We start from the raw sequence: 17,648 nt of genomic DNA on the forward strand, positions 1-17,648 counted from the left end.
GACGAAAAGGTATTGGGTATAAAAGAGGAAATAGAAAACAGAATGCTTGGCCGTATACAAGAGCATGCTCAGCTAAGCAGAGTTAAAGAGCCGGTTAGGTTATGGCCTCGCATAGCTGCGGCAGCTGCAATTCTTTTGATAGTTGGGGCAGGCCTGTCCCTTTATAAAGCCCACTATGTTGAAAAAGTCCGACACCCTGAACTCGTTTCAGGGTCTCTGGATATTGCCCCGGGTAAAAACGCGGCGATCTTAACTTTAGCTAATGGTAAAACGATAAGTTTAAGCAATGCTAAAACCGGGGTAGTGGTTGGCGCTTCGGGTTTGATCTATAATGATAACACAGCCGTCCTCTCGAAAGAAGAGAGAGGGCGCTTGAATAGTACAGACAAGGGATCCCTCCCTGCGGGTGGAGATGACAGAAAGGTCGAGATGACGAGCGTTGCTACTCCTCGTGGCGGACAATACCAAATCACGTTGATGGATGGCACCAAAGTATGGCTAAACGCTGCTTCTAATCTCTCATTCCCATCAACTTTTCAAGAATTAGGTAGCCGAAAAGTTGAACTAAGCGGAGAAGCCTACTTTGAGGTAGCAAAAGATAAAGCACATCCATTTATTGTAAGCAGTACCGACCAGGAAGTAGAAGTGCTGGGTACGCACTTCAATATCAGCAGTTACGCTGATGAAGGTATTGCTAAAACCACCCTTTTGGAGGGGTCCGTGCGCGTTTCTTTAGGCGGTCGTCATCCTGAACCTGGTTCAGGATCCCGGATCAATCAAGGCATAATCCTCAAACCAGGAGATCAGGCAATATTAATTGGCACCGCTATCAAGGTCAAAAAAGTAGACGCCCAAGACGCCATCCTTTGGAAAAACGGCAAGTTCAGTTTTAACAGCGAAGAAATGGGTTCGGTAATGCGTAAAGTAGCGCGCTGGTACAACGTAGAAGTAATTTTTAAAGATCCATTGCAATCAGAAAAAGTGAACGATTCGGTATCCCGCTTTGCCAACATGGGCACCCTGCTTCAAAAGCTTGAAGAAACCGGCGGCGTCCATTTTAAAGTAGATGGAAGAACAATTATAGTAACCAATAAAAAATAATCATCTCCTGAATTAATAGATCCTATCATCGAGATGAGGGAAGCTTAGGATGACGGTTGTCGAGGTGCCTCAAGATGACGAGTGATTTATTGCATAATGCCTGCGTAATTTTTAATATTCCATACGAAAATTATACCAGTGCTAATAAGAATATAGGTACTTTTGCCCCCAGAACAAAACGAGTAAAATGAATATCGCAATTAATGGTTTTGGTAGGATTGGGCGGATCTTTTTGCGTACTGCTATCGAAAAAAACATCAACGTTGTCGCCATCAATGATCTGGGAGATCCGGCTACTTTGGCTCACCTTTTTAAATATGATACCGTACACAGAGGTTTTAAAGGTACTGTGAAATTTGAAAATGACAGCCTGATCATTAATGGAAAGAAGATCTTTGTTTATGCTGAGCCTAATCCTGAAAAACTGCCATGGACTGATCTGGGGATTGACATGGTGTTGGAGTCGACAGGTAAGTTTGCCAGCAAGGCAGGTGCTGATCTTCATTTGAAAGCAGGCGCTAAACAGGTGCTGATATCGGCACCATGCGGTGATAAAGGTGTGCAAATGGTAGTATTGGGTGTAAATGATGCTGAAGTAGATTTGAAATCGGAAGTGCTTTCGAATGCCTCATGTACCACCAATAACGTGGCGCCAATGGTTAAGATACTCGACGACAACTGGGGGATTCTGGATGGTTACATCACCACGGTACACTCTATGACGGGCGATCAAAACCTGCATGATGCTCCGCATAAAGATTTACGCAGGGCAAGAGCGGCATCGGCATCTATAATCCCTACCAGTACAGGAGCTGCAAAAGCCATTACCCATATATTCCCTCATCTGGATGGTAAATTGGGTGGTGCGGGTATCAGGGTTCCCGTTTTAAATGGCTCTTTAACAGATTTTACCTGTATCCTTAAAAAGGAGACCACCATTGAAGAGATCAATGCGGCCTTTAAAAAAGCTTCTGAAAAAGAGATGAGCGAGATATTGGAGTATACTGAGGATCCGATTGTTTCCGTTGATATTTTAGACAATCCGCATTCGTGCATCTTTGATAGTCAGCTTACTTCTATAGTGGGCGACCTGGTAAAGGTGGTTGGCTGGTACGATAATGAATCGGGCTACTCGGCACGTTTGGTAGATGTGGTGCAAAAAATTATAAAGAATAATGGGTAATGCTTCTTATATTTGGCTGGTCGCCAGTTCGGCGTATTTGACAGCTTAAATTTAGAACCAACCATTACAAAACAATAATTTTAAAAAATGAGAACAATAGATCAATGCAACTTTGCAGATAAGAAAGCTTTAGTCAGAGTTGACTTTAATGTCCCTTTGGATAAAGATTTTAATATTACTGATGATAAAAGAATGCGTGCAGCGCTACCTACAATCAATAAAATTTTAAATGATGGCGGTAGTGTTATTCTAATGTCTCACCTTGGCAGACCAAAAGATGGTCCGGATGATAAAAATTCTTTGAAACATATTTTAGGTGACCTTTCGAGAATGCTGGATCTGGAGGTGAAATTTGCTAATGATTGTATCGGTGCTGAAGCCGTAGAAAAAGCTAAAAATCTAGTTCCGGGACAAGTTCTTTTATTAGAGAACTTACGTTTTTATAAAGAAGAAGAAAAAGGCGATAAAGCCTTTGCTGAAAAGTTATCTAAACTTGGAAACGTATATGTAAACGATGCTTTTGGTACTGCACACCGTGCGCATGCATCGACTGCTATTGTTGCTGAGTTTTTCCCCAACGCTAAATACTTCGGTTATTTAATGGCTGAAGAATTGAAAAATGCTGAAAAAGTAAATCATGGCGCTGTTAGACCTTTTACCGCTATTATGGGTGGTGCTAAGGTTTCTGACAAGATCTTATTAATTGAAAGTTTGCTTGAAAAAGTAGATAACCTGATTATAGGTGGTGGTATGGCTTATACTTTTGCTAAAGCACAAGGTGGTGAAATTGGTACTTCTTTATTGGAAGAAGATAGAATGGCACTTTGCCTGGAGCTATTGGAGAAAGCTAAAGCTAAAGGTGTGAACCTTGTGTTGCCTGTAGATACTGTTATTGCTGATAAATTTGACAATGACGCAGAAAAAGGTACGGTTGATTCTGGACAAATTCCTGCTGACTGGATGGGATTAGATATCGGCCCGAAAACAGCTGAATTGTTCTCGAACATCATTAAAGACTCTAAAACACTATTGTGGAACGGCCCGATGGGTKYTTYYGAWMTKGCTAATTTTGAGGTGGGTACGCGTGCAATTGCTGATGCAGTTGTTGCAGCTACCAAAGAAAACGGCGCTTTCTCTTTAATTGGTGGTGGTGATTCTGCTGCTGCAATTGCGAAGTTTAATTTAGAAGATGAAGTAAGTTATGTATCTACCGGTGGTGGAGCATTGCTTGAGTATATGGAAGGTAAAGAATTGCCAGGTGTTAAGGCTATAAATGACTAGTATACCTGACTAATTTTAAGGACAGGCGTTTCGTTTTTGCGAAACGCCTGTTTTGTTTACCACTTCCTCCCACCATGATTTATGGCCTTTTTAGGCTAAATATGGGGGAAAGTGGTAGAGAAATAATATGTGGAAAACTTTTTGTGGTAGAATGTGGTAAAAAGTGGTAGAAGTACCTATTTTTACACTACATAAAAAGTGCACATATTATAATGGTTCAGTTATTAGGAGAATTTGATTGTAAATTAGACGCGAAAGGCCGCTTGATGGTCCCTTCGAGCCTGAAAAAACAATTGCCTAATGTTGAGCAAGAGGGACTTGTGGTTAACAGGGGTTTTGAGAAGCACCTGGTGATCTACCCTAAAAAAGTATGGGAAAAGATAGTGGAGGACTTGAGTAAGCTGAATCCGTACGAACAAAAAAACAGAGAATTTATAAGATTATTTACCCGCGGTGCTACAGAATTGACGCTGGATGCAACCGGCAGGGTTAATTTGCCTAACTCATTACTGGAATCGGTAGGTATTGAAATTAATACAGAACTGGTGCTGGCTTGTCAGTTTGATAAGATTGAGGTTTGGTCGAAAAAATCATACGAAGCATTATTTGATAAAGATCCTGCTGACTTTGCGCTGCTTGCTGCTGAAGTGATGGGGGATAAGAACAGGAGGGAAGATGGAAAATAATTACCATGTTCCGGTATTGTTGCAGGAATGTATTGATGGTTTGAATATTAAACCTGATGGTGTTTATGTTGACGTGACATTTGGCGGTGGCGGACACTCCAGGGAGATCCTTAAACATTTGGGTAAAGACGGTGTGCTGATTGCTTTTGATCAGGATCCGGATGCGCAAAGAAATAAGATAGATGATCCTCGCTTTCATTTCATTGATCAGAATTTTGCATTCCTTAAAAATAACCTTCGCTTATTGGGCTTTAAAGCTGTTGATGGCATTTTGGCTGATCTTGGTGTTTCTTCTCATCAGTTTAATGAACCGGATAGAGGGTTCTCAACCAGGTTTGAGTCTACATTAGATATGCGGATGGATAAACAGGGTAAGCTTACTGCTGCGGAGGTATTGAATACTTATACTGAAGAAAAGCTGCACCGGATATTCGGGATTTATGGCGAGGTAAAAAATGCGAAGTCGCTGGCTAAGGCTGTAGTGACTGGTCGTATAGAACGCCCGATAGAAACACTGGCCGATTTTAAAAAGGCAGTTGCGGCACATATTCCAAAGGGAAAAGAAAATAAATATATGGCGCAGGTTTTTCAGGCCCTGCGCATCGAGGTGAATGCCGAGATAGAAGTGTTGGAGAATTTTCTGGCACAGACTGCTGATGTGCTAAAGAGTGGTGGACGTCTGGTGGTGATGTCTTACCATTCTTTGGAAGACAGGCCAGTAAAGAATTATCTGGCCAAAGGAAAGTTTAAAGGTGAGGTGGATAAAGACTTTTTTGGTAACGAACAAAAGCCTTTTAAAGTAATAACAAGGAAAGCTGTAATGGCTGATCAAGCTGAGCTGGAACGCAATAGCAGATCCAGAAGTGCGAAATTAAGGATTGGAGAGAAGTTATGAATAACAGGTTTAGAGAACATATAGACGAAGAGCCTGAAGAAGAAGAGGAATTAGATATCAGGATTAAGAAGAAAGAGCCTGTATCTGAAAATCAGTTCTTTAAAAAGTTATTTACTGAGGGGGTAGTGAGTAAGGAAGCTGCAACAGAGATGTTGCCGTTTTTGATATTTCTGTCGGTTTTGGGAATGCTGTATATCGCGAATAGCCATATGGCCATTAAAAACATCAGAAATATTGATCAGTTAAGTAAGGAAGTAAAAGAAATGAGCTGGGAATACAAATCGCTTAAGGCTGATTTGATGTTCAAAAGTAAACTAACAGAGGTTGCTAAAAAGGTGGATACACTGGGAATTAAAGAATTAACAGAGCCGCCTAAAAAAATTGTAATAAGCAGTAATGAATATTAGAGCTAACATATTATTACGTGTTTATCTGTCTTTCGGACTGATTGTACTGTTTGCCGTGGCAGTACTGATCAGACTATGCGATGTACAGTTTGTGGAGGGACATAAATGGCGTGCCATGGCCGATAGTCTCTCTACAAAGTATATCAATGTGGAAGCAGCGCGTGGAAATATCTACTCAAACGATGGAAGCTTGCTTGCAACTTCTATTCCTGAGTATGAGCTCCGTATGGATATGTTTGCTGGTGGTATTGCTGATAGTGAAGTGTTTGATAGTAAGGTGGATTCGCTTGCACAAAAGTTATCTCAGTTCTTTAAAGATAAAACGCCTAAAGAATACTCGAGGTATTTACGCTCGGCCAGGCGTGATAGTGCCCGATATTTATTGATCAAGCGCAAAGTTGGGTATCAGGAATTGAAAACGATCAGAACGTTTCCTTTATATAATGTAGGGAAGTATACCGGTGGTTTAATTGCTGTTCAGCAAAATAAAAGAATTAAGCCGTTTAAATACCTGGCCGCAAGGACTATTGGGTATAAAAATGAAAATGTAAGCAATGGGGTTGGTTTAGAAGGTGCTTATGGTGAATACATTAATGGCGAAAGCGGAAAAAGACTTGTTCAGAGAATATCTGGTGGTGTTTGGATGCCTGTTAATGATGAAGCTGAGGTGGCACCTAAAGAGGGCGCTGATATTATTTCGACTATTGACATTAACATGCAGGATCTGGCGCAAAGCGCGTTGGAAAAACAGTTGAAAATAAGCGATGCGGATCACGGAACGGTGATATTGATGGAGGTGACTACCGGCGAGGTAAGGGCGGTTGCCAATTACACAAGGGTTAAAGAAGGTGTTTACGAAGAGAAGTTTAACTATGCCATTGGTGGCAGTCAGGATCCTGGATCGACCTTTAAACTGGCTTCGTACATGGCGCTGCTGGAAGATAATAAAGTAGATACCAATACCATGGTAGCTACAGGAGATGGGTATTACAGAATTCCGGGACATACCATTAAAGATTCACATGGTGGTATTGGAACGGTTACGGTAATGAAGGCCTTTGAGCAATCGGCAAATACAGCTGTGGCTAAACTGGTTAATGCGGCTTATCAGGATAATCCATCGCAGTTTACAGATCACCTGTATGATATTCATATGAATGAAAGACTTGGATTGCAGATACCGGGAGAAACTAAACCTGTAATAAAAAATCCTTCGTTTAAAAGCTGGAATAAAAACATGACCCTGCCTCAAATGGCTTATGGTTATGAAATGCAGATTACGCCTTTGCAAATGCTGACCTTTTATAATGCCATTGCTAATGATGGCAAGTATATCGCGCCAATTTTTGTTAAGGAGATTCGCAGACTGGGAAATCCGGTTGAGCAGTTTAGCGCAAGGGTGATCTCGGAAAGGGTTTGCTCTGAAAAAACGGTTAAAAAATTACAGGCAATGCTAGAATCGGTAGTCACTAAAGGTACCGGTAAGCTGATGGGATCGCCATTGTACAGGGTAGCCGGTAAAACCGGTACTGCTCAGGTGGCTGATGGTAATAAAGGTTATAAAGCCAAGAAGAGCTATCAGGCTTCTTTTTGCGGTTATTTCCCTGCTGATAAACCTAAATACTCTATTATGGTGGCCATTAACGGTCCTAAAAATGGATACTATGGTGCGGCAGTTGCAGGGCCGGTATTTAAGGAAATTGCCGATCGCATTTATGCCAGCGATATGGAGATGTACAACGACATTCCAAATCACCTGGTAGGTAATACCAAAGCTCCGGAAGCAAAAGTTGGTGAGAGCAAAGCGGTTAAAAAGATTTACAAAGCCCTGGGTATTAAGGCGCTTTATGCAGATAAATCTGTAAGTGGTATTGATACCAATAACGGTGTTCCTTACGAAGAGCATGCTGCCATAAAAGGGGTAATGCCTGATGTAAAAGGGATGGGTTTAAAGGATGCTTTATACCTGTTGGGTAATGCGGGTTTAAAAACAAGGGTAAAAGGCGGTGGTAAGGTTGTAGCGCAATCTATACCTGCCGGAAATAGAATTGGAAGAGGATTATTAGTTCAACTTGAATTACAATAGGATGCAGTTGCAGGAAGTTTTATATGGGGTAGCAATAACAAACCTGGTTGGATCAACCAACAGGGAGGTTAGCGCTTTGGTGTTTGATTCACGTCAGGTTGTTAAGGATGTTGTGTTTTTTGCTGTTAAGGGTACTTTGTCCGACGGCCATGCTTTTATCCCGGCTACTATTGACGCAGGTGCAAGTGTTATCGTTTGTGAGACGATACCTGAGGTTAAAAATGAGCTGGTAACCTATGTGGAGGTTGAAAACAGTGCTGCTGCACTGGGTATTATGGCTGCTAATTTTTACGGAAATCCTTCTTCTAAACTGCAGTTAATTGGTATTACCGGTACTAATGGTAAAACTACTATTGCTACGTTGTTATTTAAATTATTCAGGGAGCTTGGTTATAAGGTTGGTTTGATCTCGACAGTAGAGAACCATATTAATGATGAGGTGATCCCTGCTACACATACTACGCCAAACCCGCTGGCTTTAAACAGTCTCTTACAGGATATGGTAGCGGCTGATTGCAGCTATTGCTTTATGGAAGTCAGCTCGCACGCGGTGGTTCAGCATAGAATTGAGGGCCTAAGCTTTTCGGGCGGGGTGTTTTCTAACATTACCCACGACCATTTGGATTTTCACTTAACCTTTGACAACTATATTAAAGCTAAAAAGGCATTTTTTGATGTGCTGCCAAAATCGGCTTTTGCATTAACTAATCTTGATGACAAAAACGGAATGGTGATGCTTCAGAACACTAAAGCATCGAAAAAGACCTATGCGCTTAAACAGCTTGCTGATTTTAAAGCAAAGGTGATTGAGAATAGCTTTAGCGGTTTGCATTTGGATATTGACGGGGCTGATGTGTTCTTTAAACTGGTGGGTTCTTTTAATGCTTATAATTTGCTTGCGGTATATGGCACGGCGATGTTATTAGAGCAGGATCAGCTTTCTGTACTGACTGTATTGAGCAGGCTGACTGGGGCTGAAGGCAGGTTTGAGTACATCACTTCTACCCGGAACATAATTGGAATAATAGATTATGCACATACTCCAGATGCAGTACAAAATGTATTGAGCACCATACAGGACATAAGAAAAGGTACCGAACAGGTAATTACGATAATTGGCTGTGGGGGCGATAGGGACAAAACTAAACGACCTATTATGGCGCAGGTAGCCTGTGATTGGAGTGATAAGGTGATTTTAACTTCGGATAATCCGAGAACGGAAAACCCGCAAACGATAGTGGAGGATATGGAAAAAGGTGTTTCGCCAACAAATAAAAGAAAAACACTAAGCATAGTGGACAGGAAAGAGGCAATTAAAACGGCCTGTCATTTGGCCAAACCTGGTGATATTATTTTACTGGCAGGTAAGGGGCATGAGAAGTATCAGGAAATAAATGGTGTTAGACATCATTTTGATGATAAAGAGGTATTGATGGAACAATTTAACTTGATGAGCTAATGTTGTATTATTTATTCGAGTATCTGAATCAGAATTATGAATTTCCAGGATTGAGGTTGTTTCAATACATCACCTTCCGTACCTCTTTGGCTGTAATTATCTCATTGATCATTACTACTGTTTACGGTAGAAGATTGATTAATTACCTGCACAAAATGCAGGTGGGTGAAACAGTTAGGAACCTTGGCCTGGAAGGACAAATGCAAAAACAGGGTACACCTACTATGGGGGGTATTATCATTTTGCTGGGCATATTGGTGCCTACGTTGTTGTTTGCCAATCTTACCAATATTTATGTGATCCTGATGATTGTAACCACTATTTGGATGGGGGTTATAGGTTTTGTTGACGATTATATTAAGGTTTTTAGAAAAAATAAAGAAGGACTAGCAGGTCGTTTTAAGGTTGTTGGACAATTTGGACTGGCACTTATTGTTGGTTGGACAATGTACTTTAACCCGAATATTGTGGTAAGGCAGACTGTTGATGAGACCGCAAATACCAAAGTGACAACCGGTATCGGTGCAAAGACTACTGCACCAATGGTTTTGAGACAAAAGGGAGAGAGTTTTTATTATACTCAGGATGTTAAGTCGACACTTACGAATGTTCCTTTCTACAAAAATAATGAGATGGATTATGCCAAGGTGCTTAAGTTTTTAGGCCCTGGTTATGAAAAATATGCTTTTGTAGTTTTTCTGTTATTTGTAATTGTAATTGTAATTGCGGTATCCAACGGTGCCAATATTACCGACGGTATTGATGGGCTGGCCACGGGTACTTCGGCTATTATTGGTTTAACACTGGGGCTGTTGGCCTACGTGTCTGGTAACACCGTGATTGCGGATTACCTGAACATTATGTATATCCCGAATTCGGGTGAGCTGATGATTTTTGCGGGTGCTTTTGTAGGGGCTTGTGTGGGCTTTTTATGGTACAACTCTTATCCTGCCCAGGTATTTATGGGTGATACAGGAAGTTTGGCCATTGGCGGTATCATTGCCGTTTTTGCCATCATGATTAGGAAAGAATTATTGATCCCGGTTTTATGTGGGGTTTTTCTGATAGAAAATTTATCTGTAATTATTCAGGTAAGCTATTTTAAATATACCAGAAAGCGGTTTGGCGAGGGCAGAAGGGTTTTCCTGATGTCGCCCTTACACCATCATTATCAAAAGAAAGGGTACCATGAGGCTAAAATCGTAACCCGGTTTTGGATCATTGGAATCTTATTGGCCATCATCACTTTAGTCACTTTAAAACTGCGGTAATGGAAAAGGATAGAATTGTAATTCTTGGTGCGGGAGAGAGTGGGGTTGGAGCGGCAATGCTGGCGCAGAAACAGGGTTTTGATGTTTTTGTGTCGGACTTTGGTGCTATCGCCACCCAGTATAAAGAGATTTTAGAGGAATTGCGTGTCCCTTTTGAAGAGAAACAACATACTGCTGAAAAGATATTGGATGCAGTTGAAGTGATAAAAAGTCCGGGAATACCTGATACCGCTCCGATTATTAAGGAGATTAAGAAAAAGGGGATTCCGGTGGTTTCGGAAATTGAGTTTGCAAAACGGTATACCAATGCAAAAACCATTTGTATTACCGGCTCAAATGGTAAAACAACCACTACCATGCTTACCTACCATACGCTGAGGAAAGCGGGGTTTAATGTAGGCCTTGGCGGTAATGTTGGACATAGCTTTGCGGCTTTGGTGGCAACGGCCGATTATGATTGGTATGTGCTGGAGCTTTCAAGCTTTATGCTCGATGACATGCATGAGTTTAAAGCCGATATAGCGGTATTATTGAACATTACACCTGATCACTTGGACAGGTACGATTATAAACTGGGTAATTATGCAGCATCAAAAATGCGCATCACCCAAAACCAGACAGCAGATGATGTTTTCATTTACTGCGCTGATGACCCTGAAACTTTAAAAGTTTTAAAAACAACGAACGTGAGTTCAAAAATGTATCCTTTCTCTATTCGTAAAAAAATTGAGAGCGGAGCATACCTGGAAAGCAATAACATACACATAAATATACACCTAAACGACGAACTAACCATGTCTATTTCAGAGTTAGCCCTTCAGGGCAAGCATAATATTTACAACTCTATGGCTTCGGGCATAGTAGCCAAAGTATTAGACATTCGAAATACTTCCATCCGCGAAAGTATGGGAGATTTTAAGAATATTGAACACAGGTTGGAGCATGTGGCAAAGATTTCGGGGGTGGATTACATCAATGATTCTAAAGCCACTAATGTGAATTCGACCTGGTACGCTTTGGAGAGTGTTGGAACTGACGTGATTCTGATTATGGGAGGCGTTGATAAGGGTAATGATTACAATATGCTTAAGGATATGGTGCACCAAAAGGTGAAAGCCATTGTATGTTTGGGGAAAGACAATAAACGTATTCATGAGGCTTTTGAAGATGATGTGGAGATTATAGTGAATACTTTTTCTGCTCATGAAGCGGTACAGGTAGCCTATCACCTTGCTAAAAAAGGAGATACGGTATTGCTTTCGCCAGCATGTGCAAGCTTTGATTTGTTTAAAAATTACGAAGACAGAGGCAATCAATTTAAGAGTGCCGTTAAAGAATTGTAGACTATGGTTGCAATAAATAAACTTCTGGACAAGACAAAAGGGGATCGCTGGATTTGGCTGATCATCATTTTGTTGTCGCTTATTTCCATTTTGGTAGTATACAGCTCTACCAGTACTCTGGCATTTAAGCGTGGTGTAGGAGTGGAAAAATTATTGCTTACCAAACACGTGATATTTGTGCTGATAGGTATTGCTATGATTTATATAGCCCACCTTTTGGATTACAGGTACTATGCCGGAATTTCTAAAGTATTGATGGTAATTACGATTCCGTTGCTGGTGTATACGCTGATCTTTGGCGCAAACGTAAATGATGCTTCCAGATGGGTTAAGATACCGCTGATCGGTTTAACGTTTCAGACCTCGGATTTGGCCAAACTGGCTTTGATTACGTTTCTGGCCAGGATGCTGACCAGGAAACAAGAGAATATTAAGGACGTTAAGGAGGCATTTATACCGATTATGGGCTCTGTTTGCGTGGTGTTTGTGTTGATTGCATGGGCAAATATGTCGACCGCATTAATGCTTTTTGGTGTAAGTATTTTGCTGTTGATTATTGGCCGTATCAGTATTAAGCAGATCATGATGGTATGTGCCGGTGGTTTTGTACTGTTACTTTTTGTAGCCTTTTTAGGTCCACGTAGGGAAGTGTATAAATCGCGTATTGAAACTTATATGCATCCTGAGCGCCAGAACTCTGATAAGACATTTCAGTCTGACCATTCCAAAATTGCTTTGGCCTCTGGCGGGGTTTTTGGTAAAGGTCCGGGGAATAGCATTGAAAAGAACTTTTTGCCTCACCCGTATTCAGATTTTGTGTTTGCAATGATCATTGAAGAGTATGGAACTATAGGGGGGATAATTGTAATGTCGCTTTATCTGGTACTGCTTTATCGATGTATAAAGATTGTAACCAGGGCACCCAAAGCATTTGGGGCATTGCTGGCGGCAGGTTTAAGTTTTAGTTTAACCATACAAGCCTTTGCAAATATGGCTGTTGCTGTTGGTTTGGGCCCGGTTACCGGTGTGCCTTTACCGCTGGTGAGTATGGGGGGAACCTCTTTGTTATTTACCAGTATTGCATTTGGAATAATATTGAGTGTGAGCAAGGATGTTGAAGAAAATAATAGTAAAAAAGTAATTGTAGGTGAAATACCTGCAATGGCATAAAATAAGATGATGAAACCAACAAGGGTAATTATTTCAGGTGGCGGTACTGGCGGACATATTTTTCCGGCCATATCTATTGCCAATGCGCTTAAGCGTATGGAGCCGGCCTGCGAAATATTATTTGTTGGTGCAACCGGAAGAATGGAAATGGAAAAGGTTCCTGCTGCCGGATATAAGATTGTGGGTTTAAACATCAGTGGTATTCAAAGAGGATCTATTATTAAAAACCTTGGCCTTCCATTTAAGCTTTTAGGAAGTGTTAAAAAGGCCATGCAGCTGATCTCTGAATTTAAACCCGATGTTGTAGTAGGTGTTGGTGGTTATGCATCAGGGCCGATATTATATGCGGCATCACTAAAAAATATTCCTTACCTGATACAGGAGCAAAACTCATATGCAGGTATAACCAATAAATGGCTGGGTAAAAAAGCAGCTAAAGTTTGTGTGGCTTTTGACGGTATGGATCAGTTTTTCCCTGCTGCTAATATACTAAAAACCGGAAATCCGGTAAGAAAAGATGTTGTTGATATTTTAAATAAGCACCATGCAGGAGCAGAATTGCTAAAGCTTGACCCGCTTAAGAAAACAATATTGGTTACAGGTGGCAGTCTGGGTGCAGGTACGTTAAATAAAAGCATTGAAAAACATTTGCCTGAACTATTGAAGGAAGATGTACAGGTGGTATGGCAAACCGGTAAGTTTTATTATAAAGGAATTGTGGAGCGTTTAGGTTTGAATTTCCATCCGAATGTGCGCATTCTGGAATTCCTGAACAAGATGGATATGGCTTATGCCGCTGCCGATCTTATTATATCAAGAGCCGGTGCCGGTACTATTGCAGAATTGTGTTTGATTAAAAAACCGGTTATCCTGGTTCCTTCGCCAAATGTGGCTGAAGATCATCAGACTAAAAATGCCCTGGCTTTGGTGAAAAACAATGCAGCGCTGTTAATAACAGATCACTCAGCCGAAGATACGCTGGTACCTGAAGCCCTATCGTTGCTGAAAGATAAAGAGCGGTGTAAAACATTTTCTGAACATATTGGCGAGATGGCTTTGCCTGATGCCGATAATCTGATTGCACAACAGGTTTTAAATTTAGCTGGAAAGGGGGGGCAGGAGTAATGGAACTGGACAATATAAAAAGAGTTTATTTTGTTGGTATCGGTGGAATTGGGATGAGTGCCCTTGCCCGTTATTTTGTGAAGAGAAAGTGCATTGTTTGCGGTTACGATAAGACAAAGACCAACCTTACAACTGCTCTTGAGCAGGAGGGTGTTTTGATATCTTATGTGGACAATGAGGACACTTTGCCTAATTGCTTTACTGCGGATGATAAAGAAACACTGGTAGTTTATACGCCTGCTATCCCTAAGAATTCGGAAATATTGAATTATTATAAGGGGCATGGTTTTAAACTTAAAAAGCGCTCAGAGGTTTTGGGGATCATTAGCAAAGGCCAGTTCTGTATTGCTGTAGCAGGTACGCACGGTAAAACCACTACTTCATCGGTAGTTGCGCATATTTTAACGGACACAGGTTATGGATGTACTGCATTTTTAGGTGGCATAGCTACGAATTATAACAGTAACTTTTTAATTGGCAGTAACAATGTCGTTGTGGTGGAGGCTGATGAATATGATCGTTCATTTTTGACGCTGCATCCGGATATCTCGGTAATCACCTCTATGGATGCAGATCACCTGGATATTTATGGTGATGCTTCGCAATTGCAAGAGTCGTTTCAGTTGTTTGCCGGTCAGCTAAAACCTGAAGGTACACTATTTGCCAAAAAAGGCTTGCCTATTGCCGGTTCGATAAGTTATAGTGCGGATCTGGATTCGCAGGTTAAGGCCAAAAACATCAGGGTGGAGCAGGCAAGTTTTGTGTTCGATTATGAGGATGCCGATCATTTGATTGAGGGGATAAGCCTGATGCTTCCAGGAACGCATAATGTAGAAAATACGGTGGCAGCAATTGCTGTTGCTTTGAAACTGGGTATTGATCCTGATAAGATAAAAACTGCCGTAGCTAATTTTAAGGGTGTAAAGAGAAGATTTGAGTATATCGTAAATTCTCCGAAGCATATTTATATAGATGACTATGCCCATCATCCTGAAGAATTAAGGGCCTGCTTTAATGCGGTAAGACAATTGTATCCTGATAAGAAACTGACAGTGATCTTTCAGCCGCATTTGTTTACCCGCACCCGCGACTTTGCAGATGATTTTGCACAAGTTTTAAGCACTGCAGACGAATTGATACTGTTGGAAATATATCCGGCCAGGGAATTGCCCTTGCAAGGGATTAATTCGCAGTATTTGTTAGATAAGATCACGTTGAAAGACAAAGAGATATGTGGAAAAGATTTAGTTGTGGAACACATAAAGAACAAGCAGCCTGAGTTACTTTTAACTGTAGGTGCTGGTGATATAGATACATTGATACAACCGTTAAAAACCCTGTTGACAAATGTTTAAGAGGATAAATTGGAGATCGGTACTTAAAGGTTTTGCCTGGATAGTTAGTCTGGCCGGAATTATAGTGCTCATGAGTTTTGTGAGCATTAAGAAAGATACTGTGACTTGTACCAATATTAAAATCTTAATTCCGGGAGCGGATAACTTTATTGAAAGGGAAGAAGTAGATGCAATTTTAAAACAGAGCCAGGGTGTATTGATTGGAAAGAAACTGGAGCAGATCAATCTGGAGGAAATAGAGCAAAAATTAAAGGCCAATCCCTACATCGCTTTTGCAACAGTTTATGCTGATATGAATGGGGTAATTCATATTAATGTTAAACAACGCCAGCCGATATTAAGGGTCATAAATGCAAGTGATCAGGATTTTTATATCGACAGGAATGGATTGAAAATGCCTATTTCTCCAAATTTTACTGCCAGTGTATTGGTCGCTAACGGAAAAATAATGGAGCACTTTAGTGGTAAGGTTGATACTTTGATTACTAAACTGGCTAAGGATCTGTATAAAACGGCATTCTATATCGAACAGGACACATTATGGAATGAGCAGATTGAGCAATTGATTGTAGATGATAAAAATGATATACAGTTGGTGCCAAGAGTAGGCAACCAGCGGATCATTTTGGGAACAGCAGATTCACTGGAAGTTAAGATGAGGAATTTGCACGCGTTTTACGATAAGGCAATGCCAAAGGTGGGATGGGACACCTATAAGACCATCAATATAAAATATACCAATCAGGTTGTTTGCGAAAAGAACAAGATTGATTCTTTATCAGAGGTTGCCAGGTTAGATTCTCTGAAAAGGAAGCCGATAGATACGATGGTTCGCGAAGAGATGCCTGAAGAACTAAAGGATGATAATTAAAACAGATACCAGGAAAAACAAGAATAATAAACTCAACAAATCAATATAGTTATGGGCAAAGAAAAATTAACCACTCAGTCTCCAATCGTAGTAGGGTTGGATATTGGTACTACTAAGATCTGTGTGATCGTTGGTCGCAGAACACAACACGGAAAAATAGAAGTATTAGGTATAGGAAAAGCAGAATCCGCAGGGGTAACACGTGGCGTGGTATCCAATATCCAGAAAACAGTTCAGGGGATAGCTCAGGCGGTAGAACTTGCAAGCGGGCAATCGAACGTCGAAATCCGCGTTGTTAATGTAGGTATTGCTGGCCAGCATATCAAAAGTTTACAACACAGAGGTATTTTGACCAGAAGAGAGTTAAATAATGAGATAGGAAAGAAGGATATTGACAAGCTGATTGATGATATGTTCAAACTGGTTATGCCCCCAGGAGAAGAAATTATTCATGTATTGCCACAAGAGTTTACTATCGACAATGAGCCGGGTATTAAAGATCCTATTGGAATGGCAGGAGTGCGTTTGGAAGCAAACTTCCATATCATTTCCGGTCAGGTAACTGCGGTAAAAAATATAATGAGATGCGTAACCAATGCCGGGTTACAAACTCAGGAATTAATACTGGAGCCATTAGCTTCTTCTGAATCGGTGTTGAGCGATGAAGAGAAAGAGGCGGGCGTGGCTTTGGTAGATATAGGTGGTGGTACTACCGATATCGCTATTTTCCATGAAGGAATTATCCGTCATACTGCTGTTATTCCTTTTGGTGGTAATAGCGTAACTGAAGATATCAGAGAAGGATGTTCTGTGATGAGAAACCAGGCAGAATTGTTGAAAACCCGTTTTGGTTCGGCACTTGCAGAAGAGAATAAAGAGAACGAGATTATTTGTGTTCCGGGATTAAGAGGAAGAGAACCTAAAGAGATTTCAGTGAAGAATCTTGCTTACGTAATCCAGGCCCGTATGGAGGAAATTATTGAGCATGTTTATTACGAAATCAAATCTTCAGGATATGAGAAAAAACTAATCGGAGGAGTAGTGATTACTGGTGGTGGCGCGTTGTTGAAGCACTTGTCGCAGTTGGTTGAATATGTAACCGGATTAGATTGCCGTGTTGGATATCCGAATGAGCACTTGTCTAAATATGAAGATATGCCTAAAACCATCTATGATGATTTGAAAAGCCCAATGTATGCTACCAGTGTTGGTTTATTAATTAAAGGTATACAAAAAGCCGAGGAACTGCTTGAAGAAATGAAGCAACCGGGAGTATTTGTAGAGCGACCAAAAGATAAAGAGAAAGTAAAACGTTCAGGTGGTGGATTATTTGATAAACTTCTGGCTAAAACAAAAGATTTCATCAAGGATGACATGAATGTAAGCGATGAAGATTATATAAAACCGTAATATTT

At 40.8% G+C, this 17,648-nt stretch carries 14 protein-coding genes and 1 pseudogene; all 15 read left to right on the forward strand.

From position 1 onward, the window contains the following. Positions 1–1,101: FecR family protein (locus N824_RS05710; protein ID WP_084498209.1), on the forward strand; the 1,101-nt coding region annotated here is incomplete at its 5' end. 187 nt (positions 1,102–1,288) lie between these two features. Then, complete coding sequence (gene gap, locus N824_RS05715; protein WP_048904188.1) at positions 1,289–2,284, forward strand: type I glyceraldehyde-3-phosphate dehydrogenase; 996 nt, start codon at positions 1,289–1,291, stop codon at positions 2,282–2,284. 87 nt (positions 2,285–2,371) lie between these two features. Next, a pseudogene (pgk, locus tag N824_RS05720) lies at positions 2,372–3,565 on the forward strand (phosphoglycerate kinase). A 212-nt stretch (positions 3,566–3,777) separates the two neighbouring features. Next, positions 3,778–4,251 carry a division/cell wall cluster transcriptional repressor MraZ gene (gene mraZ, locus N824_RS05725; RefSeq protein ID WP_048904190.1) on the forward strand — a complete coding sequence of 158 codons (474 nt, stop codon included), beginning with the start codon at positions 3,778–3,780 and terminating at the stop codon, positions 4,249–4,251. After that, a complete protein-coding gene (rsmH, locus tag N824_RS05730) occupies positions 4,241–5,146 on the forward strand; it encodes a 16S rRNA (cytosine(1402)-N(4))-methyltransferase RsmH (RefSeq protein ID WP_048904191.1) in 906 nt (301 codons plus the stop codon). The genes mraZ and rsmH overlap by 11 nt, the downstream gene beginning before the upstream one ends. Continuing rightward, positions 5,143–5,553, forward strand: a complete 411-nt coding sequence (locus N824_RS05735) for an FtsL-like putative cell division protein (RefSeq protein ID WP_048904192.1) — start codon at positions 5,143–5,145, stop codon at positions 5,551–5,553. The genes rsmH and N824_RS05735 overlap by 4 nt, the downstream gene beginning before the upstream one ends. After that, positions 5,543–7,639: a penicillin-binding protein gene (locus tag N824_RS05740; RefSeq protein WP_048904193.1), complete on the forward strand. Its 2,097-nt coding sequence runs from the start codon at positions 5,543–5,545 to the stop codon at positions 7,637–7,639. Before N824_RS05735 ends, N824_RS05740 begins: the two co-directional genes overlap by 11 nt. A gap of 1 nt (position 7,640) precedes the next feature. After that, a complete protein-coding gene (locus N824_RS05745; protein WP_048904194.1) occupies positions 7,641–9,098 on the forward strand; it encodes a UDP-N-acetylmuramoyl-L-alanyl-D-glutamate--2,6-diaminopimelate ligase in 1,458 nt (485 codons plus the stop codon). Beyond that, on the forward strand, positions 9,098–10,369 hold the full coding sequence (gene mraY, locus N824_RS05750) for a phospho-N-acetylmuramoyl-pentapeptide-transferase (protein WP_048904195.1): 1,272 nt from the start codon (positions 9,098–9,100) through the stop codon (positions 10,367–10,369). The genes N824_RS05745 and mraY overlap by 1 nt, the downstream gene beginning before the upstream one ends. Then, a complete protein-coding gene (gene murD, locus N824_RS05755; RefSeq protein ID WP_048904196.1) occupies positions 10,369–11,712 on the forward strand; it encodes a UDP-N-acetylmuramoyl-L-alanine--D-glutamate ligase in 1,344 nt (447 codons plus the stop codon). Before mraY ends, murD begins: the two co-directional genes overlap by 1 nt. Positions 11,713–11,715: 3 nt before the next feature. Further along, entirely contained in the window at positions 11,716–12,882 is a 1,167-nt protein-coding gene (locus tag N824_RS05760; protein WP_052334066.1) for an FtsW/RodA/SpoVE family cell cycle protein, read from the forward strand. A 9-nt stretch (positions 12,883–12,891) separates the two neighbouring features. Continuing rightward, on the forward strand, positions 12,892–14,007 hold the full coding sequence (murG, locus tag N824_RS05765; protein WP_048904197.1) for an undecaprenyldiphospho-muramoylpentapeptide beta-N-acetylglucosaminyltransferase: 1,116 nt from the start codon (positions 12,892–12,894) through the stop codon (positions 14,005–14,007). Then, positions 14,007–15,362 carry a UDP-N-acetylmuramate--L-alanine ligase gene (gene murC / locus N824_RS05770; protein WP_048904198.1) on the forward strand — a complete coding sequence of 452 codons (1,356 nt, stop codon included), beginning with the start codon at positions 14,007–14,009 and terminating at the stop codon, positions 15,360–15,362. Before murG ends, murC begins: the two co-directional genes overlap by 1 nt. Beyond that, positions 15,355–16,233 (forward strand): cell division protein FtsQ/DivIB, encoded by an 879-nt coding sequence (locus tag N824_RS05775; RefSeq protein WP_048904199.1) that lies wholly within the window; start codon positions 15,355–15,357, stop codon positions 16,231–16,233. The genes murC and N824_RS05775 overlap by 8 nt, the downstream gene beginning before the upstream one ends. Positions 16,234–16,284: 51 nt before the next feature. Further along, positions 16,285–17,643: a cell division protein FtsA gene (ftsA, locus tag N824_RS05780; protein ID WP_048904200.1), complete on the forward strand. Its 1,359-nt coding sequence runs from the start codon at positions 16,285–16,287 to the stop codon at positions 17,641–17,643. The last annotated feature ends 5 nt before the right edge of the window (positions 17,644–17,648 follow it).

The organism is Pedobacter sp. V48, assembly GCF_000523515.1.
GTDB lineage: Bacteria > Bacteroidota > Bacteroidia > Sphingobacteriales > Sphingobacteriaceae > Pedobacter.

Coding starts and splice junctions, on each gene's coding strand:
- gap (WP_048904188.1), top strand. CDS start 1,289: ATGAATATCGCAATTAATGGTTTTGGTAGGATTGGGCGGATCTTTTTG.
- ftsA (WP_048904200.1), top strand. CDS start 16,285: ATGGGCAAAGAAAAATTAACCACTCAGTCTCCAATCGTAGTAGGGTTG.
- murD (WP_048904196.1), top strand. CDS start 10,369: ATGGAAAAGGATAGAATTGTAATTCTTGGTGCGGGAGAGAGTGGGGTT.
- rsmH (WP_048904191.1), top strand. CDS start 4,241: ATGGAAAATAATTACCATGTTCCGGTATTGTTGCAGGAATGTATTGAT.
- murC (WP_048904198.1), top strand. CDS start 14,007: ATGGAACTGGACAATATAAAAAGAGTTTATTTTGTTGGTATCGGTGGA.
- N824_RS05745 (WP_048904194.1), top strand. CDS start 7,641: ATGCAGTTGCAGGAAGTTTTATATGGGGTAGCAATAACAAACCTGGTT.
- N824_RS05735 (WP_048904192.1), top strand. CDS start 5,143: ATGAATAACAGGTTTAGAGAACATATAGACGAAGAGCCTGAAGAAGAA.
- N824_RS05740 (WP_048904193.1), top strand. CDS start 5,543: ATGAATATTAGAGCTAACATATTATTACGTGTTTATCTGTCTTTCGGA.
- mraZ (WP_048904190.1), top strand. CDS start 3,778: ATGGTTCAGTTATTAGGAGAATTTGATTGTAAATTAGACGCGAAAGGC.
- N824_RS05775 (WP_048904199.1), top strand. CDS start 15,355: ATGTTTAAGAGGATAAATTGGAGATCGGTACTTAAAGGTTTTGCCTGG.
- mraY (WP_048904195.1), top strand. CDS start 9,098: ATGTTGTATTATTTATTCGAGTATCTGAATCAGAATTATGAATTTCCA.
- murG (WP_048904197.1), top strand. CDS start 12,892: ATGAAACCAACAAGGGTAATTATTTCAGGTGGCGGTACTGGCGGACAT.
- N824_RS05760 (WP_052334066.1), top strand. CDS start 11,716: ATGGTTGCAATAAATAAACTTCTGGACAAGACAAAAGGGGATCGCTGG.